11 protein-coding genes, 2 tRNA genes, 3 rRNA genes and 1 pseudogene are annotated in these 20,804 nt (G+C 58.6%); 12 read left to right on the plus strand and 5 right to left on the minus strand.

Translation table 11 applies throughout. The features are described 5' to 3' along the window. The first annotated feature begins 19 nt into the window (after positions 1 to 19). Genes BLW24_RS19085 through BLW24_RS19105 form a run of 5 tightly spaced genes read left to right on the plus strand, consistent with a single transcriptional unit; the run spans position 20 to position 7,011 of the window. Complete coding sequence (locus BLW24_RS19085) at positions 20 to 1,873, plus strand: CoA transferase (RefSeq protein ID WP_090385898.1); 1,854 nt, start codon at positions 20 to 22, stop codon at positions 1,871 to 1,873. Beyond that, entirely contained in the window at positions 1,870 to 3,519 is a 1,650-nt protein-coding gene (locus tag BLW24_RS19090; RefSeq protein WP_090385901.1) for a class I adenylate-forming enzyme family protein, read from the plus strand. Before BLW24_RS19085 ends, BLW24_RS19090 begins: the two co-directional genes overlap by 4 nt. Beyond that, a complete protein-coding gene (locus BLW24_RS19095; RefSeq protein ID WP_090385904.1) occupies positions 3,513 to 4,733 on the plus strand; it encodes an acyl-CoA dehydrogenase family protein in 1,221 nt (406 codons plus the stop codon). The genes BLW24_RS19090 and BLW24_RS19095 overlap by 7 nt, the downstream gene beginning before the upstream one ends. Continuing rightward, positions 4,730 to 5,935 carry an MFS transporter gene (locus BLW24_RS19100; protein ID WP_090385907.1) on the plus strand — a complete coding sequence of 402 codons (1,206 nt, stop codon included), beginning with the start codon at positions 4,730 to 4,732 and terminating at the stop codon, positions 5,933 to 5,935. Before BLW24_RS19095 ends, BLW24_RS19100 begins: the two co-directional genes overlap by 4 nt. Then, a complete protein-coding gene (locus tag BLW24_RS19105; protein WP_090385909.1) occupies positions 5,932 to 7,011 on the plus strand; it encodes a glucuronyl hydrolase in 1,080 nt (359 codons plus the stop codon). Before BLW24_RS19100 ends, BLW24_RS19105 begins: the two co-directional genes overlap by 4 nt. A 583-nt stretch (positions 7,012 to 7,594) precedes the next feature. Here the strand turns inward: BLW24_RS19105 and BLW24_RS19110 are convergent. The 5 genes from BLW24_RS19110 to BLW24_RS19130 all read right to left on the minus strand — a co-directional run bounded on the left by BLW24_RS19110 (position 7,595) and on the right by BLW24_RS19130 (position 12,269). After that, entirely contained in the window at positions 7,595 to 7,903 is a 309-nt protein-coding gene (locus tag BLW24_RS19110) for a helix-turn-helix domain-containing protein (protein ID WP_090385912.1), read from the minus strand. 192 nt (positions 7,904 to 8,095) lie between these two features. After that, positions 8,096 to 8,914 (minus strand): hypothetical protein, encoded by an 819-nt coding sequence (locus tag BLW24_RS19115; protein ID WP_090385915.1) that lies wholly within the window; start codon positions 8,912 to 8,914, stop codon positions 8,096 to 8,098. 31 nt (positions 8,915 to 8,945) lie between these two features. Then, positions 8,946 to 10,532, minus strand: coding sequence for an asparaginase domain-containing protein (locus BLW24_RS19120; RefSeq protein WP_090385918.1), 1,587 nt, complete (start codon positions 10,530 to 10,532; stop codon positions 8,946 to 8,948). 31 nt (positions 10,533 to 10,563) lie between these two features. After that, a complete protein-coding gene (locus BLW24_RS19125) occupies positions 10,564 to 11,451 on the minus strand; it encodes a hypothetical protein (RefSeq protein WP_090385921.1) in 888 nt (295 codons plus the stop codon). Then, on the minus strand, positions 11,448 to 12,269 hold the full coding sequence (locus tag BLW24_RS19130) for a C45 family peptidase (RefSeq protein WP_090385924.1): 822 nt from the start codon (positions 12,267 to 12,269) through the stop codon (positions 11,448 to 11,450). The genes BLW24_RS19125 and BLW24_RS19130 overlap by 4 nt, the downstream gene beginning before the upstream one ends. A gap of 859 nt (positions 12,270 to 13,128) precedes the next feature. Here BLW24_RS19130 and BLW24_RS19135 point away from each other — a divergent pair. The 7 genes and pseudogenes from BLW24_RS19135 to istB all read left to right on the plus strand — a co-directional run bounded on the left by BLW24_RS19135 (position 13,129) and on the right by istB (position 20,801). Further along, a 16S ribosomal RNA gene (locus tag BLW24_RS19135) occupies positions 13,129 to 14,665 on the plus strand. Between the two features lie 65 nt (positions 14,666 to 14,730). Next, positions 14,731 to 14,807: transfer RNA gene (locus BLW24_RS19140), tRNA-Ile, on the plus strand. Between the two features lie 31 nt (positions 14,808 to 14,838). Beyond that, a tRNA-Ala gene (locus BLW24_RS19145) sits at positions 14,839 to 14,914 on the plus strand. A 244-nt stretch (positions 14,915 to 15,158) separates the two neighbouring features. Beyond that, a 23S ribosomal RNA gene (locus BLW24_RS19150) occupies positions 15,159 to 18,049 on the plus strand. 133 nt (positions 18,050 to 18,182) lie between these two features. Further along, positions 18,183 to 18,298 (plus strand): 5S ribosomal RNA (gene rrf / locus BLW24_RS19155). Together the 16S, 23S and 5S rRNA genes with 2 tRNA genes alongside form the textbook arrangement of a ribosomal RNA operon. 206 nt (positions 18,299 to 18,504) lie before the next feature. Beyond that, a pseudogene (gene istA, locus BLW24_RS19160) lies at positions 18,505 to 20,005 on the plus strand (IS21 family transposase). Next, positions 19,998 to 20,801 carry an IS21-like element ISPst3 family helper ATPase IstB gene (gene istB, locus BLW24_RS19165; protein WP_090385927.1) on the plus strand — a complete coding sequence of 268 codons (804 nt, stop codon included), beginning with the start codon at positions 19,998 to 20,000 and terminating at the stop codon, positions 20,799 to 20,801. Before istA ends, istB begins: the two are co-directional and overlap by 8 nt. The last annotated feature ends 3 nt before the right edge of the window (positions 20,802 to 20,804 follow it).

The following is a 20,804-nucleotide window of genomic DNA, read 5'->3' on the forward strand; positions in this document are numbered from 1 at the left end:
CCACTCTGGCGTATGTCTTATGTCCCGTCTTTTACATGGCTGTAGCTTCAGCGGCTCATTTGCTTCTACTTCTCCTGGGTTCTCCGCGCTGGCTGCGTCACTGCGCTACCAGGCGACGACGCTGGGCCTGAATCCACAGGTCAGCAGCGATGATCCGACTGACGGCGGGCTGAGTTTCAGCCTGCGGCATCCCGACTTCAAACCCTTGCATGCGGTTATTCATGGCTGGCACGACGGCAGCTCCGCGGGGCTCACCGAGCACACCGTGCAGGCTGCTTGCGGGCTGATGTCGGTGCATGGCCGGGCCAGCGGCAAGGCCCAGGCCCTGGGGCTGGACTATGTCTCGACCCTGAGCGCCAGCCTGGCTCTGCAAGGGAGCTTTGCCGCAGCACTGGGACAGTTGCGCGGCGGCGACTTCAGCAGAGTTGAGACCTCCATGGCCGCGGCCGGGGTGCTGGGTATCGCTCAGTACCTGGCTGGCGCGACTGCGGGGGGCGAGGCCGAGCGCCTGTTGCCGGGAGCTACCTGTACGAAGAATCGACCACCCTTTGTCTCGGCAGACGGCGTGCATTTCGAACTGGAAACCCTGGATGCCGAACCCTGGCGGCGTTTCTGGGCGTCGGTGGGCATCGATGGTGAGCAGGCCGGGCAGGGTTGGAAGGCCTTCCTGCTGCGTTATGCCAAGGCCGTTGCGCCTATGCCAGGGGTGTTTCGCCAGACCCTGGCACGCTTGTCCATGGCGCGGATCACGGCGCTGTGCGCCTTGAGCGGAATGGCGTTGTGCCCCTTGCGCAGCCTCGCTGAGCGTCGTGCCGACAGCGATTTGCCTGGTCAGTTGGAGCAAGGGCCCTGGTGCTTTGACACAAGTATTGGGGGCACTAAGACGCTGCCCATGTTGAGTTGTTCGGCACTGCCCTTGAGCGGTTTGAGGGTGATCGAATCTTGCCGCCGGATCCAGGGCCCACTGGCCGGCCATCTGTTGGCGCTGCTGGGAGCCGAGGTGATTCGCATCGAATTGCCCGGTGGCGACCCGCTGCGCGGCATGCCGCCATGCGTCGATGGGGTGTCGGTGCGCTTTGATGCCCTCAACCGGCACAAGCAGGTGCGCGAACTGGATATCAAGTCCGCCGCCGGCCGTGAAGAGCTCTATGAGCGCGCGCGTGATGCCGATGTGTTCCTGCACAACTGGGCTCCGGGCAAGGCCGCCGAACTGGGTCTGGATCGCGTCGACCTGGCCCGGGTCAACCCCTCGCTGGTGTACGCCTATGCCGGTGGTTGGGGTCATGACCGCTCGGGGGAGACCTTGCCGGGTACCGATTTCGTGGTGCAAGCCTGGTCCGGGGTTGGTGAGCAGATCGGGCAGGCATCGGCTACCCCGGGCGGTTCGCTGTTCACCGTGCTCGATGTGCTGGGCGGTGTGGTCGCCGCCCAGGGGGTCAGTGCCGCCTTGTTGCACCGTGCCCTCAGCGGCCAGGGCGTGCGTGTCGACAGCTCGTTGCTGGGTGCCGCCAACCTGCTGTGCGTGCGGCAACTGCAAGGGGCGGACAGCGCCGACAGCAGTCTGTTCAAGGGTGTTTATCCAACCCGCTCCGGGTTACTGGCCATCGACTGCCAGACCCCGGCCCAGCTTCAGCAGCTGGAAGTAATCCTTGCCTGTGATCTGCACGGCGACCCTGAAGGGCGTGATGAGTTGATCTGCAGTGCACTGGCGTCAAAGCCCGCGGCTACCTGGCAGCAGCTTCTGGGCGATGCCGTGATACCGGCCACGGTGGCCGTAGAAGACCTGTCGCAGCTGGCACAAGACGGGCGATTGAAGACGTGTTTAAGCGTGAATGCCTATACCTCGGTCAACGCTCACTGGAGTTTTCGATGAATAACGCAGGCATTATCGATCTGGTCCCCGCCGATGTTCGCAGTGTTTGGGAGCGCGACGGCACCTACCCCAACCGCTCGGTCTATCAACTGTTCCGCGAGCATGCCCAGCGTGCTCCGGAGAAACCGGCGGTGCTCTCACCCGAAGGCACCCTCAGCTATGGCGCACTGCATGACGCCGCGCTGCGCATGGCCGCCAGCCTGCGCGCTGCCGGCATTGTCGCCGGCGACGTGGTGGCGTACCAACTGACCAACAGTTGGCGCAGCTGCGCCATCGATCTGGCCGCTGCTGCCCTGGGCGCGGTGGTAGCACCCTTTCCACCGGGGCGTGGCAGCCTGGACATCCAGGCCCTGGTGCGCCGTTGCGATGCCCGGGCGGTGATAGTGCCGGCGGAATACGCCGGCATCGATCTGTGCCAGGTCATAGAAGCCCTGCGCCCGACCCTGTTGTCGATGCGGGTGTTGATTGTAGAAGGCAGTGCCCGGGACGGTTGGCTGAGCCTTGAGGACATGCTTCAGGCTGCGCCCTTGAGCGAGGCGCAATTACCCAAGGTTTGCTCCAACTCCCCGGTGCGTTTGCTGGTGTCTTCCGGCACCGAGTCCGAGCCCAAGCTGGTGGCTTATTCCCACAACGCCCTGGTGGGCGGACGCGGGCGTTTCCTGCAGCGCATTCACCCCGAGGGTGACACCTTCCGTGGCCTCTACCTGGTACCTCTGGGTTCGTCCTTTGGCTCCACCGCGACCTTTGGCAGCCTATCCTGGCTCGGCGGTTCAATAGCAGTACTGCCGCAGTTTGACGTCGGCGCGGCGATCGAGGCCATCGGGCAATTACGCCCGAGCCACATTCTCGGGGTACCGACCATGCTCCAGCGCATCGCCGCCGATGCCCGCCTGGCCAAAGTCGACAGATCCAGCCTGCGGGGACTGATCTGCGGCGGTTCGCTGATCGATGAAGTGACGGTGCGCCGTTGTGTCGAGGCCTTCGGTTGCGGCTTTATCAGCCTCTACGGTTCGGCAGATGGGGTGAACTGTCACAACACCCTGGACGATGCCCTGGACGTAGTGTTCTACAGCGTCGGCCGGCCAAATCCGACGGTCTGCGCAATCAAGATATTCGATGAGCAAGGTAGGGAACTGCCCCAGGGCAGCGTCGGCGAAATCAAGGCGCGCGGCCCTTTGAGCCCCATGCAATACGTCAACGCTCCGGAGCTCGATGCCCAGTACCGCGATGCTGAAGGCTGGGTTAACACCGGCGATCTGGGGTATATCGACGCCGACGGCTACCTGATTCTGGCCGGGCGCAAGAAGGACATCATCATTCGTGGCGGTGCCAATATCAGCCCGGTGCAGATCGAGACCCTGGCCACCGGTCACCCGGATGTGGTGAGCGTCGCCTGCGTGGCGGTGCCGGACCCGGATCTCGGGCAGCGGGTGTGCATTTGCGTGACTCTGCGTGACGGCGCGCCACGTTTCTCCCTCAGTGAGCTCACCGACTACCTGCGCCAACAGGGGCTGGAGGTCAACAAGCTGCCGGAGTACCTGCGCTTCTACCGGCAGTTGCCGTTGACTCCGGCGGGCAAGATCGACAAGAAAGCCCTGGCCGCCGAAGTGGCGTTTCTCGAAAGCGGGGCAGGTGTCGCATGTTGAGCCCACAGCCATGGTCTGCCACCGAGGGCAGCGCCGAACTGGCCCGGCAGGTTCGGCGTTTTGTCGACGAGCGCATCATTCCCCTGGAGGCCGAGCTGGCGGCGGAGCCCTGGCAGGCCGCCAAGCGTATCGCCGAACTCAGTGCCGAGGCGCGTGCCGTCGGGCTCTGGGGCAGCTATTACCCCCAGGCCCTCGGCGGGCGCATCGCCAGCCTGCGCGACTATCTGACGGTGGCCGAACAGGAGGGGCGCTCGGAACATGCCCCAGCGATCTTCGGTGACGATGCTACCCTGGATCTGCATATGCTCAGTCGGCATGCCAGCGAGGACATTCGTCAGCGCTTTCTCGAGCCTTTGGCAGCGGGAGCGCTGGTTTCCAGTTATGGTATGTCCGAGCCCGACAGTATTGGCTCGATTCCGGCGACGCTGAACAGTCACGCCGAGTTGGTCGATGGACAGTGGCTGCTGAGCGGGCGCAAGTGGTTTATCTGTCGCGCCGAACGCGCGGCACTGGTCACGGTGATTGCTCGCACCAGTTCCGGCCCGCTTGAAAGTGCTCTTTCGATGCTGCTGGTGCCCAGCAATGCGCCAGGGTTCCGGGTTGAGCGGGCGTTGTCGATCCTCGGGCGTTTTGGCGGTCAGGGCGAGCTGTCCTTCGAGCAGGTACGGGTTCCGCCCAGCCACGTGTTGGGCCAGCCGGGACGAGGCCTCGCGCTGATGCAGGAACGCCTGGGGCTAGGACGGATACTGCGTTCAGTGCACTGGCTAGGTCTGGCCCAGCGCTGCTTCGATCTGATGAGCGCGCGCATCCATTCGACCCGTGGCCAGCAGGCGCGGCTGGCGGATAAACAGCTGGTGCGCCAGCGGGTATTCCGGGTCTACCAGGCCATCGCCAGCGCGCGCGCGCTTTTGCAGGATGCCGCCGGCAAACACGATGCGGGAGTGGCCAATAGTATCGAGGTCAACATTGCCAAGGTCGCCGCGTCCCAGGCCTTGAGCGAGGCAGCGGATTCGGCGATCCAGATCATGGGGGCCGAAGGTCTGAGCGATTTGTCACCGTTGTCGGGGATTTACCGCACCGCGCGCACCACCCATATTCTCGACGGCACCGACGACGCCCTGATCAGTGCGGTGGGCCGACAGTTGCTGGACAGTTGCAGCGACACCGGACTGGATTTCGATCAACCATCGCGCGTCACGGGAGCGGGCCGATGAGCGCGCATGACGGGTGGTTGCGCTTGGTGCTGACCGCAGCCATGGCCTTGCCGATGCTGATCTTCTATGCCATTGGTAGCCTTGGCCCATTGATGGTGGCTGATCTCGGCGTGCCGATGCACTGGCTTGGCTGGCTGATCACGAGCACCTTTGGCTTCGCCGCGTTGCTGTCGTTGTGGTCCGGGCCTCTGGTCAATTGGTTGGGTACTCGACGAGCTCTGGCGTTGATGTTCTGGAGCACGGCGGGTGCCTATGGCCTACTCGCCAGCCTGCCGGGATTCTTCGGCGCGGTGCTTGCCCTGACGGCCTGCGGCATTGCCCAAGCCTTGGCCAACCCGGTGACTAACCTGCTGATCGCCGAGCGCGTGGAGGTTCGGCATAGGGCGGCGGCGGTCGGCTTGAAACAATCTGGTGTGCAGGTCTCGGCGCTGTTCGCTGGCTTGCTGCTGCCGACCTTGGCACTGAACTTCGGCTGGCGTGGAGCCCTGGCGAGCCTGCTGCTGCCGGCCCTGCTACTGGCGGTGTTCGGGCCGAGGGTGGCACCCCGGATGCATCAGGGCAAACCCCTGAGCTTTGCCATTGTCCGCCCCAACGGACGCCTGGTGCTATTGATGAGCGTGCAACTGTGCGTAGGCATCGTGCTTTCTTCGTTCGTGACCTTTCTCGGGGTGTTCTCTGCAGGGCAGGGCATGCAGGCGACCACGATCGGTGGCCTGATCGCCGGCTTTGGGGGCATGGGCGTTGCCGCGCGGATCTTCCTCACGCCTTTGGGCGCGCGCGTGGCCGAGGAGTCCTGGTTGCTCCTGGTGTTATTGCTGTTGTCGAGCCTGGCCTTGTGGCTGACCTCCCTGGCAACACCGGACAAACACTGGCCGTTATGGGCTGGTGCCCTGGGCATGGGCCTGAGCGCGGTGGCGACCAATGCCATTGCCATGAGCATGGTGCTGCGAGACCCGGGTTTTGGCCTTCCGGCACCGGCCGCCGGTCTGCTATCGGTGGTTTTTTTTGGCGGGTTTGCCGTTGGGCCGCCTCTGTTCGGGCTAGTGCAAAGCGGGCTCAAGAGCCTTGCCGAGGGCTGGCTGGCGCTGATCGGCGTATTGCTGGTGGGGTGCCTGCTGAGTCTTATGCTGTGCTGGCTGCGGCAACGTCACGCAAGCGCAAGTGGCGGCGCGCTTGAGTCGTCCTTGCGGGTAGTAAAATGAGCGCTATCGAGGTGCTTGAGCGTCCCTTCGATAGCGCTGAAGCGAGACAGGCGATCCTGGCCATTCTCCGGCGTCTGGATCAGATTAAATCTGCCAGTGGCCAGGGCTTTCCGCTGTATTGTCTGGGTGCTAACCAGGCATGGAAGGTTTCTGCAGGCGGCTCCTGGCTGGGCGGCTTCTGGGCCGGTCTGTGGTGGTTGCGGGCCTTGCACAGCGGGCGTCGCGAGGACCAGCAACAGGCACTGCGGATTGCCGAGCGGCTACGCGACAAGCTTGGTAGCGCCACCCACCATCGCAGTCTGATCTTCTGGTACGGCGCTGGCCTGGGCAAGCGCCTGCTGGGCAATCCCCTGGCCGCAGAGTTGGCTGCCCAAGCCGCGGATCACCTGGCGTGCGCTTTTGATCCGCTAATGGGGTGTATTCCCTTGGGCCGCGACCTGGGCGGCGGCGATCTGGGCGACCGCAGCCTGAGCGTTGACCCGCTGGCGGCGACTCTGGGACTGTTTGCCCTGGATGCCAACCCTCGCCTGCTGGGCTTAGGCCTCCAGCAGTTGCAAACGTCCTTGCACGCCTGTGGCAGTGCGGACGGTGCCTGGAGCAGCCATGCGCATTTTCAGCAGGGGCAATGGCAGGTCGGCGATAAACCTGGCAACTGGTCCCGGGGACAGGCCTGGACCCTGCTCGGGCTTGGAACGGGCGCGCGCTTGTATGGTGAGCCGTTCAATGTCAATGCGCTGGTCGCCAGCCGCTACTGGCTGAGGAGTCGCGGCTTGTCGACGCCGGCCAATCGCCTCTGTGAGCCTCAGGGGCCGAGTGATCCTTGTTCGGCGGCGATGGTCGCATTGGCTTTGCAAGGATTGGCCACGGGGACAGGCGGTGAAGTAGCGCGCCAACAGGCAGGCCAACTGCTTGCGGCTTTAGTTCGTAGCGCAGACTTTGAGGATGGTCGCTTTGTTGGTCACTGCTATCGAACCGAGTCGGATGTTGAACAGAAGGTCGAGTCGGCCTGTGGAAGCTTCTTTCTTTTGGCTGCATTGCTAGCCTGGAGGGGGGACCTTGACCCGTGCGCGATTTAAGAGGTGATCTGGGGAAGGTCGACCATGGCGTCTACAAGATCTATGGCAACTCACTGTCCAGCTATAAAACTGTCTTTTCGGAAGAAGGGTATGTAGCGTTAGCTGGCCGTTGCCGGGTGGGCAGCAGCTACTGAACCAGTGAGAGCCAACTGGGGCCTGCTTCAACGCACGGCGTCGCCCCCCCGATCGCTTATACTGGACACCTATGCCCACCGATCGGCGAGCATCAGGCAAGGATGCCGGTCGGATTGGGCAGTACCGCTTTCTACTTACTGTTGCCGCTCGCGATAGGTAAGAACCGAAGAGCATTGTTCATTCAGCGGCTATCGATTTCGTGTCGATTCAAACAACACAGCGTTGAATTACACCAACTCGCATATCGCTCTGACTGCGATGGATGTTGAGCCATTTAGCGGGGAGAGACGTATGGGGACTTTATGGCCTGTGAAGCCATCGCATGGCGCCGGCTACGTTGCTCGGATCGACCAAATTGTCAGTGGCCCCCGATTCATCATTTCACCATACCCGGCGAGTGGTTCTGCCGACTCACTGCTATTACGTGGAGCAACGGTGCTCTGGTGATCTACGCAAGTTCGCGTATGAGTTCTGGATGCTTGCTCAATATACGGATCAAAACGGTTGCCTGGTCATTGGGCTTTGAGCGGTTCTGTTCCCAGTTCTTGAGGGTTGCTGGCTTGGCGTGAATGGTCTGGGCAAATACCCCTTGGGACATCTGCAGCTTTTCGCGCAGTGCGACGATTTCCGCGCCTGTAGCGGGTTCGATTGGAGTGTATTCGACCTTGTGGGTACGCAGGGTGCGCTTGCCTTCACGTGCTGCGGCCAAGTCGTCGAAGCCTTCGATCAGCTCGGAAAAAATATCGCGTTTGGTCATGGTGGCCACATTAGCGGGCGAAGTCCGGCTGTTGAGGAGCATTAATGCGATCGTCATCAGCGAGATGACGGCTCAGTTGAGCCGAGGTCTGTAAGGCCTGCGTAGAGATCGCAGGAACTGAGAGCAGACAGGTTCGACCTGGAAATAGCCCAGCGACCTTTGGTCACTGGGCTATTTGCCATGGGTGTCGGATTAAATAATCGTCACACCGGTTTCCGGGACAAACATAAAGCAGTAAAAACCGTACTCCACCAACAGCTCACGGCTATCGGTGCTGGAGACCGGCCCCTGATTGACTTGCCAATTGGCAGTTATGGGGTTGCTGATCGGATTGCCGGCAAAGTCGAAGTTGGTCACCTGGTCTGAACCGTCTTTCTGTGACCAGCTGTCGCAAGCCCCAGAGGAGTTGTCACAGCGCGCCCAGTGATAGTCGCCCGGCCAGTTGGCATCCCCGGCCGTTGAGACCATCAGCGCGACAAAGTGCCCCCCGAGATAGCCTGCCCCCAGGCTGCCTGGCGGTTGTGGGTTAGTGCCCTGCTTGCTGGACTTGAACGCAAACAGCTCTTCGAGGCTGGTGCCGACCAACTCCAGCCCGTCCTTGACTGCGTAGCTGCTAACCATGGCCCCCAGATCGGAGAAGGGCTGTTGAAAGTTTGCGGCGGTGAGCAGGTAGCCACTCTGCCGTCCTGGCTGAGGAAAGGTATTTGGTGTGATGTTGCAGCCGTAGGCGTAACAGTTGTTGTTGGGCTGGAACCGGAAAGACATGAAGTTTCCCTGGCAGTCGCCTGCGGGGTCGTAGCGACCGGCTGCCTCCCCGTATACGGTGGCCGAGTATTGGGGTACGCCAATGGTCTTCTGCTCGGGCACGCTGATTTGTACCGGGATGACCGTCGGGGCGATGTAGTGCTCGTCCGGTACCGCGCCGAGCGCTGGGGCGCGGGTGGCTTGGTGAAAGAAGTCCTGGGGCGCAATAACACCGCTGAATTTGAAGGGGCGTGCTGAGCTGTTCATGGCGTATTCCTTTTCGCTGTGTGGATTGGGACTAAGGGTAGAGCTGGCTGGCGCTGACCATGCTGGAGTAGTTGTACACCTGCATGGTCAGGCTGTTGCTTGGCGCAGAACTCGTGTAATGGCCGCTGATAACCAGCCGCGAAGACGCACCACCGAACTGGCCGGTATCGCTGGCCCAGATGGCCTGGTTGTTGCGGTTGTAGAACACCAAGTTGCCGTCATCTTGCATGCGCAGGCGACCTGGCAAATCACCCGCCTGGATGGTGATAGGTAGGCGCCACAGCGGCGTGTCCTGGCCGCTGGCTAGCAGTACCGGACCCTGGTCTGGGGTGTTAGTAAGGCTAGCGCTACCATCCAGGGCGCTGATGCTCTGGTTGGGCAGCAGTTCGGCATTGATCCGGCTGTCGAGGTAATTGACGCTCAGCATTTCGCCGGCCAGGTTGGTTTGCAGCAGGGTCTGCACCTGCTGACGTGTCCAGCCATTGGTTGCGGCGGCGGCCATCAGAATCATCAACTTTGCCAGGGCGGCCATGGGCGTCATGTCCGCTGGCGCCAGGGCGCCCACCTGGGGCAGCCAGGCGCCGGAGGCATAGGCGCTGTTGTTCACCGTACCTGCCAAGACCTGAGTGCAATCGACCAAGTTGACGCCGCTTTGGTTGGCCTGACTCAGGGCCTGGTAAATGGCCCCTGCGCTGGGTGTGTCCGGGTTGCCGGAGGGGTAATTACCTTCGCCATAGGACTCCAGAATGATGCCGCGCGCCCCGGCCGTAACCACAGCGTTTATCAGCGTCGCGAGAAAGGCGCTGGGTGGTGAGGTGCTGTAGGGCGCGGGGAATGCGTTCAACTGAACAATCGGAAAATTATTGATGCAGGCCGCTATTTGGTTGAGCTGGTTTTGCTGGCCGGCCAGTACGCTTGGGTTCTCCAGACTCAGGCTAGCGTGCACGGGGCCGGGTAGGCAGGCTGCGTTGTTGAACGTCAGACTGATGCCATATTCGGCGAGGGCCGGGTAGTTGGGAGATGAGAAAGCATCGAACTGGCTCGCATTGGTTTTAACCACGCGGTTGCCGCGGTAGAGGTGGTTGTGAAAGTACACGCCCACCTCGGCAATACCGCTTTGTGCGGCCGCGACTGCGCCACAGACGTTCTGATAAGCGTCGGTGTTGAAGTTCAGGCTTAACGCTTGGCCGCTGCTGGCTTGGTAATACAGCGGCACCTGCGAGCCGGTGATGATCACCGGCTTGTTCAGCACTGCGGTGGCATAGCCATTGGCGTCGAAACTGTTGAGCAGAAACGCCAGCGCGGCACCCGAGAAGTCCATGCTGTCGGTACCGTGGAGAATGACGAAGCCGTCGTAGGCGGCGTAATTGTCCAAGATGCCCTGGGCCATGATGCACCAATCGGTGGGTTGCAGATTGGTGCTGTCCAGGGTTTTGCTGGCCGACTCGGGGAAACTGATCTGGGTCAGATAGCCGATGCTGAGATCAGGGAATTGCTGCTGCAGGATTGGGTTGAGCAACTGCTCACTGGCCGCTGCAAAGGCTGTGGCGCTCATCGGTGCAAGCGGGTCGCCGACGCAGCTGATAGTTCCGCCGGTATTGATAATCGCGATACGCATAGTGTGCCTCCTGGCTTGTCTCGGTCGTGGCTTAGCGTTGGGTCAGCAGGACCTGGCGTAGCCGCCCGAAACTGGGCGCAGTAGTTCGCTTCAGGTGTAGGGCGCTGAGACTGACCACGGGGGCCATGGCGATGGCGAAGGCGGCACCCAGCTTGAGTTGGTCGGAGAACCAGGGGGCCTCGTAAGCCGGGGTTGTCGACCAGTTCTGCCGGATTTCTTCGCTTTGCAAATTGACGATGTTGCTGAACGCCGTGTTGGGGTCTTGCGGGTCTTTGCGAAACTGCAGGGCGATTTCCGCCAGTTCAACCAGTTCAGCATGGGTAAAGGGCAGGCCGGCGTCGCGAATCTGCACGGGCGGCTGCTCCTGGCGACGCATGATGCAATACACCGTTTGCCCGCCGCAGGTTGGATCGCGCTGGTACAGCTGCAGGTCGTAGGGTTGGTTGGTGGCCACGGCGCGGCCATCGCCGGAGTAACTCACGCCGAAATCGCCACGGTTGTCCTGCCGAGGGTCGCCCTGCAAAAGCGCCAGTTCGCACTTCACAACACGGCTGCCGAGTTGGTCGATGCGGGCTTGTAACTGGCTGGCATTGTCCTGAGCGGTGCTGTTGTCAGGTGGGTTCGCACCTTGGGCGAATACTTGCCAGCTATTGGCGGGCTGGGTGGCGATCAGGTCGAAGAAGGCGTCGATGCAATCAGGGCTGTCGAGGTGGGCCAGGGTCAGGCTGTTGCGGTCATCGAAGTTGCTGACCACAGCGGTGATGATGCAGGAGGTGGCACTGTCGGAGTAGGCCGTCAGCGGGGTGTCGGCCAGCACGAAGGTCTGGTAATTGCCCTGGTCGACATAGAAGAACCCTTGCGTGGGTGGGGCAATAGGCGATTGGTTGGCGAGCTTGAGGCTGATGTCGATGGGGCTCATGACAAGATCTCCGGAAAAAGGCTGAGGGGGTTGGTCTTCGGGTTGCCGTTGATCTGGTACTCACACTGCGCGCTGCCGGCACTGGCACTGAACAGTGCGGTGGCCTGGGTGTGAAATTCGATGCCCAGGTAGTCAGTTTCACGGCAAATCGATAGCTCTGTTTCTCCGTAGTACTGGTCGCTGAGCAGGGTCTTGATGCCCTGATGAGTGGGGTCGATTTGCAGGATGGTTTCGGCGCGCTGCAGGCGCATGTAGGTGCTGTGATTCGCCGAGTAATCCACGGCATTGGGTTGCAGGCGAAAATTGTTGGTTGAAACGAAGAAACCACCCGTTCGCGTGATCAGGCGCACCGAGTCCTGGTTAAAAGGGTTGGGCATGTACTCGATCAGAATGCTGATCGGCTGCGTCTTCTGGGGATCTGCCCAGCCACTGATCAAGGAAATGTCCGGTGCCGGAAATGGCGTGTTGCCGCCTGTGTTGCGATAGAAATCAATCAGACTCTGCGCCGCCTCGGTGGCGCTGGTATGGCTGCTGATGCTGGCCTCGTAAGCGGCAAACAGGGCCTCGGCTTGGGCGCTGCTGGCGTAATAGTTGGCCGCGGTGGTGGTGTAGGTGTCGGCGGCGACAAACGCCACGCCATGGTCATTGACCCCGGCCCAGATCCCCGCGCTGCCCTGGCGCGTCATGGCTATATAGCTATTTACGCCATTGCTGCCGGCCCGCACATCAGGCGAGTTGAAGGCGGTGACAGGGATCAGGTCGCACTGTTTGAAGGTATGGATGCTACCGCCGTCAAAGACGGTTCCGATGGTGCACATAGGGAGTTCCTTTCCTGTTTGCGAGATAGGGACGAGCGCGCGCAATCGTTCTCACGCAGAGGGTGAGCCGATAAAGCGCCAGGGGTGATTTCTTACGTCGGAAATGGCTTTGGCGGTGCAGAACCGCCAAGAGGGAGCGAGAAACAGAGGCGCGGCCTTGCGCATGGGGGACATAGCTCGAACTCCTTTTCAAGGTGCACTAAGCGTAGTCCAGTCTGCTCGGATGCCAAGGGGGCACCACATGAAGATTGGAGGTCCCTCGGAAATTAGGGGCGATTCAGTGACTGCGGCTCTTGAATTCGCGGCTTTTGAAACAAAAGCATAACAATCGATTGACCTTCTTTTGCCAGTCCCTATAATGCGCAGCTCTTCAGGCGTATGCGGCTCCTTAAACTTCTTATAAAACAAGAAGTTAGATTTAAATAAGGGGTTGCAAAGCATCGAAAGCTGCGTAGAATGCGCATCCTCTTCAGGGGTAGTGTTTAAGGCTGGAGAGGTTCGGTCGAGGTGATCGAGGGCGGTAAAAGAGGCGGTTGACAGCGGTTTGAAACGCTGTAGAATTCGCCTCCCGCTGACGATAAGCTAGATGTCGATCGAAAGCGCAAGTGGTTGAGATTGAAAAGAAATTTTCGAAATCACTTGACGGAAGATGAGGCTGCTGTAGAATGCGCGCCTCGGTTGGGGCGAAAGGCTTAATCAGCCGCTCTTTAACAACTGAATTAAGCAATTCGTGTGGGTGCTTGTGAGGTAAGATTGCTAGTCGCAAGATTATCAGCATCACAAGTAACACTCGTTAATTTGAGAGTTTTTTGCGATTGCTGAGCTAAGTTTAGGGTTTTTTCAAAACCCAAGCAGTATTGAACTGAAGAGTTTGATCATGGCTCAGATTGAACGCTGGCGGCAGGCCTAACACATGCAAGTCGAGCGGTAGAGAGAAGCTTGCTTCTCTTGAGAGCGGCGGACGGGTGAGTAATGCCTAGGAATCTGCCTAGTGGTGGGGGGTAACGTTCGGAAACGGACGCTAATACCGCATACGTCCTACGGGAGAAAGCGGGGGATCTTCGGACCTCGCGCCATTAGATGAGCCTAGGTCGGATTAGCTAGTTGGTGAGGTAATGGCTCACCAAGGCGACGATCCGTAACTGGTCTGAGAGGATGATCAGTCACACTGGAACTGAGACACGGTCCAGACTCCTACGGGAGGCAGCAGTGGGGAATATTGGACAATGGGCGAAAGCCTGATCCAGCCATGCCGCGTGTGTGAAGAAGGTCTTCGGATTGTAAAGCACTTTAAGTTGGGAGGAAGGGCAGTAACCTAATACGTTATTGTTTTGACGTTACCGACAGAATAAGCACCGGCTAACTTCGTGCCAGCAGCCGCGGTAATACGAAGGGTGCAAGCGTTAATCGGAATTACTGGGCGTAAAGCGCGCGTAGGTGGTTCAGTAAGTTGGAAGTGAAATCCCCAGGCTCAACCTGGGAACTGCTTTCAAAACTGCTGAGCTAGAGTACGGTAGAGGGTGGTGGAATTTCCTGTGTAGCGGTGAAATGCGTAGATATAGGAAGGAACACCAGTGGCGAAGGCGACCACCTGGACTGATACTGACACTGAGGTGCGAAAGCGTGGGGAGCAAACAGGATTAGATACCCTGGTAGTCCACGCCGTAAACGATGTCAACTAGCCGTTGGAATCCTTGAGATTTTAGTGGCGCAGCTAACGCATTAAGTTGACCGCCTGGGGAGTACGGCCGCAAGGTTAAAACTCAAATGAATTGACGGGGGCCCGCACAAGCGGTGGAGCATGTGGTTTAATTCGAAGCAACGCGAAGAACCTTACCTGGCCTTGACATGCTGAGAGCTTTCCAGAGATGGATTGGTGCCTTCGGGAGCTCAGACACAGGTGCTGCATGGCTGTCGTCAGCTCGTGTCGTGAGATGTTGGGTTAAGTCCCGTAACGAGCGCAACCCTTGTCCTTAGTTACCAGCACGTTATGGTGGGGACTCTAAGGAGACTGCCGGTGACAAGCCGGAGGAAGGTGGGGATGACGTCAAGTCATCATGGCCCTTACGGCCGGGGCTACACACGTGCTACAATGGTCGGCACAAAGGGTTGCCAAGCCGCGAGGTGGAGCTAATCCCATAAAACCGATCGTAGTCCGGATCGCAGTCTGCAACTCGACTGCGTGAAGTCGGAATCGCTAGTAATCGTGAATCAGAATGTCACGGTGAATACGTTCCCGGGCCTTGTACACACCGCCCGTCACACCATGGGAGTGGGTTGCACCAGAAGTAGCTAGTCTAACCGCAAGGGGGACGGTTACCACGGTGTGATTCATGACTGGGGTGAAGTCGTAACAAGGTAGCCGTAGGGGAACCTGCGGCTGGATCACCTCCTTAATCGAAGACTTCAGCTTCTTCATAAGTTCCCACACGAATTGCTTGATTCATTGCGAAAGACGATTGGGTCTGTAGCTCAGTTGGTTAGAGCGCACCCCTGATAAGGGTGAGGTCGGCAGTTCGAATCTGCCCAGACCCACCAATTGTTGTGGGGTTTGGCCTTGTAAGAATATGGGGCCATAGCTCAGCTGGGAGAGCGCCTGCCTTGCACGCAGGAGGTCAGCGGTTCGATCCCGCTTGGCTCCACCATATACAGCCTCGTTGAGAGTTCAGAAATGAACGTTCCTACTGCAAGTAGATGAATGTTGATTTCTGGTCTTTGATCAGTAACAAATCGTTCTTTAAAAATTTGGGTATGTGATAGAAGTGACTGATTAATTACTTTCACTGGTAATTAATCTGGTCAAGGTAAAATTTGTAGTTCTCAATTGCAAATTTTCGGCGAATGTCGTCTTCACGTTAGAGGCAATAACCAGATTGCTTGGGGTTATATGGTCAAGTGAAGAAGCGCATACGGTGGATGCCTTGGCAGTCAGAGGCGATGAAAGACGTTGTAGCCTGCGATAAGCTCCGGGGAGTCGGCAAGCAGACTTTGATCCGGAGATCTCTGAATGGGGGAACCCAGCCAGCATAAGCTGGTTATTACACACTGAATACATAGGTGTGTAAGGCGAACCAGGGGAACTGAAACATCTAAGTACCCTGAGGAATAGAAATCAACCGAGATTCCCTTAGTAGTGGCGAGCGAACGGGGACTAGCCCTTAAGTTGATTTGAGAATAGTGGAAGGCTCTGGAAAGTGCCGCCGTAGTGGGTGATAGCCCCGTACACGAAATTCTCTTATCAATGAAATCGAGTAGGACGGAGCACGAGAAACTTTGTCTGAATATGGGGGGACCATCCTCCAAGGCTAAATACTACTGACTGACCGATAGTGAACTAGTACCGTGAGGGAAAGGCGAAAAGAACCCCGGAGAGGGGAGTGAAATAGATCCTGAAACCGTATGCGTACAAGCAGTGGGAGCCCACTTTGTTGGGTGACTGCGTACCTTTTGTATAATGGGTCAGCGACTTATATTCAGTGGCGAGCTTAACCGAATAGGGGAGGCGTAGCGAAAGCGAGTCTTAATAGGGCGTTTAGTCGCTGGGTATAGACCCGAAACCGGGCGATCTATCCATGGGCAGGTTGAAGGTTAGGTAACACTGACTGGAGGACCGAACCGACTACCGTTGAAAAGTTAGCGGATGACCTGTGGATCGGAGTGAAAGGCTAATCAAGCTCGGAGATAGCTGGTTCTCCTCGAAAGCTATTTAGGTAGCGCCTCGTGTATCACTGCTGGGGGTAGAGCACTGTTTCGGCTAGGGGGTCATCCCGACTTACCAAACCGATGCAAACTCCGAATACCAGCAAGTGTCAGCACGGGAGACACACGGCGGGTGCTAACGTCCGTCGTGAAAAGGGAAACAACCCAGACCGTCAGCTAAGGTCCCAAAGTTATGGTTAAGTGGGAAACGATGTGGGAAGGCTTAGACAGCTAGGAGGTTGGCTTAGAAGCAGCCACCCTTTAAAGAAAGCGTAATAGCTCACTAGTCGAGTCGGCCTGCGCGGAAGATGTAACGGGGCTCAAACCATACGCCGAAGCTACGGGTTCAACGTAAGTTGAGCGGTAGAGGAGCGTTCTGTAAGCCTGTGAAGGTGAGTTGAGAAGCTTGCTGGAGGTATCAGAAGTGCGAATGCTGACATGAGTAACGACAATGGGAGTGAAAAACTCCCACGCCGAAAGACCAAGGTTTCCTGCGCAACGTTAATCGACGCAGGGTGAGTCGGCCCCTAAGGCGAGGCAGAAATGCGTAGTCGATGGGAAACGGGTTAATATTCCCGTACTTCTAATTACTGCGATGGAGGGACGGAGAAGGCTAGGCCAGCACGGCGTTGGTTGTCCGTGTTTAAGGTGGTAGGCTGGTTTCTTAGGTAAATCCGGGAAATCAAGGCCGAGAACTGATGACGAGTTACCTTTTAGGTGACGAAGTGGTTGATGCCATGCTTCCAGGAAAAGCTTCTAAGCTTCAGGTAATTAGGAACCGTACCCCAAACCGACACAGGTGGTTAGGTAGAGAATACCAAGGCGCTTGAGAGAACTCGGGTGAAGGAACTAGGCAAAATGGCACCGTAACTTCGGGAGAAGGTGCGCCGGTGAGGGTGAAGTATTTACTACGTAAGCCCATGCCGGTCGAAGATACCAGGCCGCTGCGACTGTTTATTAAAAACACAGCACTCTGCAAACACGAAAGTGGACGTATAGGGTGTGACGCCTGCCCGGTGCCGGAAGGTTAATTGATGGGGTTAGCTAACGCGAAGCTCTTGATCGAAGCCCCGGTAAACGGCGGCCGTAACTATAACGGTCCTAAGGTAGCGAAATTCCTTGTCGGGTAAGTTCCGACCTGCACGAATGGCGTAACGATGGCGGCGCTGTCTCCACCCGAGACTCAGTGAAATTGAAATCGCTGTGAAGATGCAGTGTATCCGCGGCTAGACGGAAAGACCCCGTGAACCTTTACTATAGCTTTGCACTGGACTTTGAGTTTACTTGTGTAGGATAGGTGGGAGGCTTTGAAGCGTGGACGCCAGTTCGCGTGGAGCCATCCTTGAAATACCACCCTGGTAACCTTGAGGTTCTAACTCTGGTCCGTTATCCGGATCGAGGACAGTGTATGGTGGGTAGTTTGACTGGGGCGGTCTCCTCCTAAAGAGTAACGGAGGAGTACGAAGGTGCGCTCAGACCGGTCGGAAATCGGTCGTAGAGTATAAAGGCAAAAGCGCGCTTGACTGCGAGACAGACACGTCGAGCAGGTACGAAAGTAGGTCTTAGTGATCCGGTGGTTCTGTATGGAAGGGCCATCGCTCAACGGATAAAAGGTACTCCGGGGATAACAGGCTGATACCGCCCAAGAGTTCATATCGACGGCGGTGTTTGGCACCTCGATGTCGGCTCATCACATCCTGGGGCTGAAGCCGGTCCCAAGGGTATGGCTGTTCGCCATTTAAAGTGGTACGCGAGCTGGGTTTAGAACGTCGTGAGACAGTTCGGTCCCTATCTGCCGTGGACGTTTGAGATTTGAGAGGGGCTGCTCCTAGTACGAGAGGACCGGAGTGGACGAACCTCTGGTGTTCCGGTTGTCACGCCAGTGGCATTGCCGGGTAGCTATGTTCGGAAAAGATAACCGCTGAAAGCATCTAAGCGGGAAACTTGCCTCGAGATGAGATCTCACTGGAACCTTGAATTCCCTAAAGGGCCGTCGAAGACTACGACGTTGATAGGTTGGGTGTGTAAGCGCTGTGAGGCGTTGAGCTAACCAATACTAATTGCCCGTGAGGCTTGACCATATAACACCCAAACAATTTGATGTTTGTGTGTCTCTATGAAGACTGCAACAGCCGAAAATTTGCGAAACTACAAACTAAGACATCACATACCCAATTCGGGATAGCGCCTAACCGCGACATCCCAGCTGAATCGCTTGACGACCATAGAGCATTGGAACCACCTGATCCCATCCCGAACTCAGTAGTGAAACGATGCATCGCCGATGGTAGTGTGGGGTTTCCCCATGTGAGAGTAGGTCATCGTCAAGCACCTACACCAAAACCCCCGACCGTGAAAACGGTCGGGGGTTTTACTTTGTGCACGATAAATTCAGACATGGTCTTGCAGCAAAGCGCGCTCTGTTGCCGCTGACCGAAAACTGACCCAGTAGAGGCTGTTCTGCCGACTGAAAACTGACCCAGGTGTTCAACTGCTTCTGCTCAATTTTTGAGCAGGAGAACACAGGGTGATCAGTATGGAAATGATGGGCGAAATTCGTCGGATGTATTTCCGCGACAAGCTGTCGCTGCATGAGATAGCCAAGCGCACTGGGTTGGCGCGCAACACCATTCGCAAGTGGGTCAGAGCGCCGGAAGCCAAGCAGCCGGTGTACCAGCGCCGTGCGATCTTCAACAAACTCAGCCCTTTTCACGCCACGCTGGAGCAGGCGCTAAAAGCCGATTCGCTGCGGCCCAAGCAACAGCGGCGCAGTGCCAAGGCGCTGTTGGCGCAAATCAAAGCCGAAGGTTATGACGGTGGCTACAGCCAGCTCACCGCGTTCATCCGTGCCTGGCGAGGGGGACAGGGCAAGGCGTCGCAGGCCTTTGTGCCGCTGACCTTTGCCTTGGGTGAGGCGTTTCAGTTCGACTGGAGCGAAGAAGGTTTACTGATCGGCGGCATTTACCGGCGCATGCAGGTGGCGCACCTGAAACTCTGTGCCAGCCGTGCGTTCTGGCTGGTGGCGTATCCGAGCCAGGGCCACGAGATGCTGTTCGACGCCCATGCCCGCTCATTCAGTGCCTTGTGCGGCGTGCCGCGCCGGGGCATCTACGACAACATGAAGACCGCCGTCGACAAGGTCAATAAGGGCAAAGGCCGGACGGTGAATGCGCGTTTTGCGGTGATGTGCGCGCACTACCTGTTCGATCCGGACTTCTGCAACGTCGCCGCTGGTTGGGAAAAGGGCATCGTTGAAAAGAACGTGCAGGACAGCCAGCGGCGCATCTGGCTGGGCGCCCAGGACTGCCATTTTCACTCCTTCGAGGAACTCAATGCCTGGCTGGGCCAGCGCTGCCGCGCGCTTTGGAACGAGCTGACGCACCCGCAATACAGCGGGCTGAGCGTGGCCGAGGTGTTGGAGTTGGAGCGCACCGAACTGATGCCGATGCCCGCGGCCTTCGACGGTTACGTCGAACGGCCTGCGCGGGTTTCCAGTACCTGCCTGGTCAGCGTCGGGCGTAACCGCTACTCGGTGCCTTGTGAGTACGCCGGTAAGTGGGTCAGCAGCCGTTTGTATCCGACCTGCATCGAGGTAGTGGCCGATGATGCGCTGATTGCCAGCCATGCGCGTTTGCTGGATCGCGACCAGGTCAGCTACGACTGGTAGCACGACATCCCGCTGATCGAACGCAAGCCCGGAGCGTTGCGCAACGGCGCGCCCTTTGCTGATTTACCAGCGGCGCTGCGTCAGCTCAAGCACGGCCTAAAACGTCATGCCGGCGGTGATCGGATCATGGCGCAAGTCCTGGCCGCCGTGCCGGTGGCTGGGCTCGATGCGGTGCTGGTAGCCGTTGAACTGGTACTGGAGAGCGGCAGCCTGAGCGCCGAACACATCCTCTAATGTGGTGGCACGCCTGACCGCGAGCGAACCGCCGCCCAGCGTCGAAACCCACTTGTCGCTCAAGGAAGCCCCCGTCGCCAACACGGCGCGCTACGACCGCCTGCGTGGCCATACCGAGGAGATCGGTCATGCGTGATTTGATGGCGGAACTCAAGGAACTGCGCCTGCACGGCATGGCCACTGCCTGCGCGGAGTTGACTGTGCAGGGTGAGTCGAACACAGCCTCGTCCAAGTGGTTGCTTGAACACCTGCTGGAACAGGAGCACACGGATCGTGCCATGCGCTCGGTGAGCCACCAGATGAACATGGCCAAGCTGCCGATGCACCGCGATCTGACCGGCTTCGACTTCAGCGCCTCCAGCGCCGACGCTCGCTTGATCAGCGAGCTGGCCAATCTGAGCTTTACCGACACCGCGCAGAACGTGGTGCTGATCGGCGGCCCAGGCACCGGCAAAACCCACCTGGCCACCGCACTGGCCGTGTCCGGCATCACCCGGCATGGCAAGCGCGTGCGCTTCTACTCCACGGTCGACCTGGTCAATCTACTGGAGCGTGAGAAACACGACGGCAAGGCTGGGCGGATCGCCCAGGCACTGCTGCGCATGGATCTGGTCATCCTCGACGAGCTGGGGTATCTGCCCTTCAGTCAAGCCGGTGGCGCGCTGTTATTTCACCTGCTGTCCAAACTGTACGAGCACACCAGCGTGGTGATCACCACCAACCTGAGCTTTGCCGAATGGTCGAGCGTGTTCGGCGACGCCAAGATGACCACAGCTCTGCTGGATCGGCTGACGCACCACTGCCATATCGTCGAAACTGGCAATGAGTCCTATCGCCTGCAACACAGCAGCTTGGCGGCCCAGGCCAAGATCAAATCACGGGAGCGAAAACGTAAGGGCGGCCAAGATCTGGAGGGCGATGAGCCGTTCTGAACA

The sequence above is a fragment of the Pseudomonas anguilliseptica genome (assembly GCF_900105355.1).
GTDB lineage: Bacteria > Pseudomonadota > Gammaproteobacteria > Pseudomonadales > Pseudomonadaceae > Aquipseudomonas > Aquipseudomonas anguilliseptica.

Coding starts and splice junctions, on each gene's coding strand:
- istB (WP_090385927.1), top strand. CDS start 19,998: ATGCGTGATTTGATGGCGGAACTCAAGGAACTGCGCCTGCACGGCATG.
- BLW24_RS19105 (WP_090385909.1), top strand. CDS start 5,932: ATGAGCGCTATCGAGGTGCTTGAGCGTCCCTTCGATAGCGCTGAAGCG.
- BLW24_RS19120 (WP_090385918.1), bottom strand. CDS start 10,532: ATGCGTATCGCGATTATCAATACCGGCGGAACTATCAGCTGCGTCGGC.
- BLW24_RS19130 (WP_090385924.1), bottom strand. CDS start 12,269: ATGTGCACCATCGGAACCGTCTTTGACGGCGGTAGCATCCATACCTTC.
- BLW24_RS19095 (WP_090385904.1), top strand. CDS start 3,513: ATGTTGAGCCCACAGCCATGGTCTGCCACCGAGGGCAGCGCCGAACTG.
- BLW24_RS19090 (WP_090385901.1), top strand. CDS start 1,870: ATGAATAACGCAGGCATTATCGATCTGGTCCCCGCCGATGTTCGCAGT.
- BLW24_RS19125 (WP_090385921.1), bottom strand. CDS start 11,451: ATGAGCCCCATCGACATCAGCCTCAAGCTCGCCAACCAATCGCCTATT.
- BLW24_RS19100 (WP_090385907.1), top strand. CDS start 4,730: ATGAGCGCGCATGACGGGTGGTTGCGCTTGGTGCTGACCGCAGCCATG.
- BLW24_RS19085 (WP_090385898.1), top strand. CDS start 20: ATGTCCCGTCTTTTACATGGCTGTAGCTTCAGCGGCTCATTTGCTTCT.
- BLW24_RS19110 (WP_090385912.1), bottom strand. CDS start 7,903: ATGACCAAACGCGATATTTTTTCCGAGCTGATCGAAGGCTTCGACGAC.
- BLW24_RS19115 (WP_090385915.1), bottom strand. CDS start 8,914: ATGAACAGCTCAGCACGCCCCTTCAAATTCAGCGGTGTTATTGCGCCC.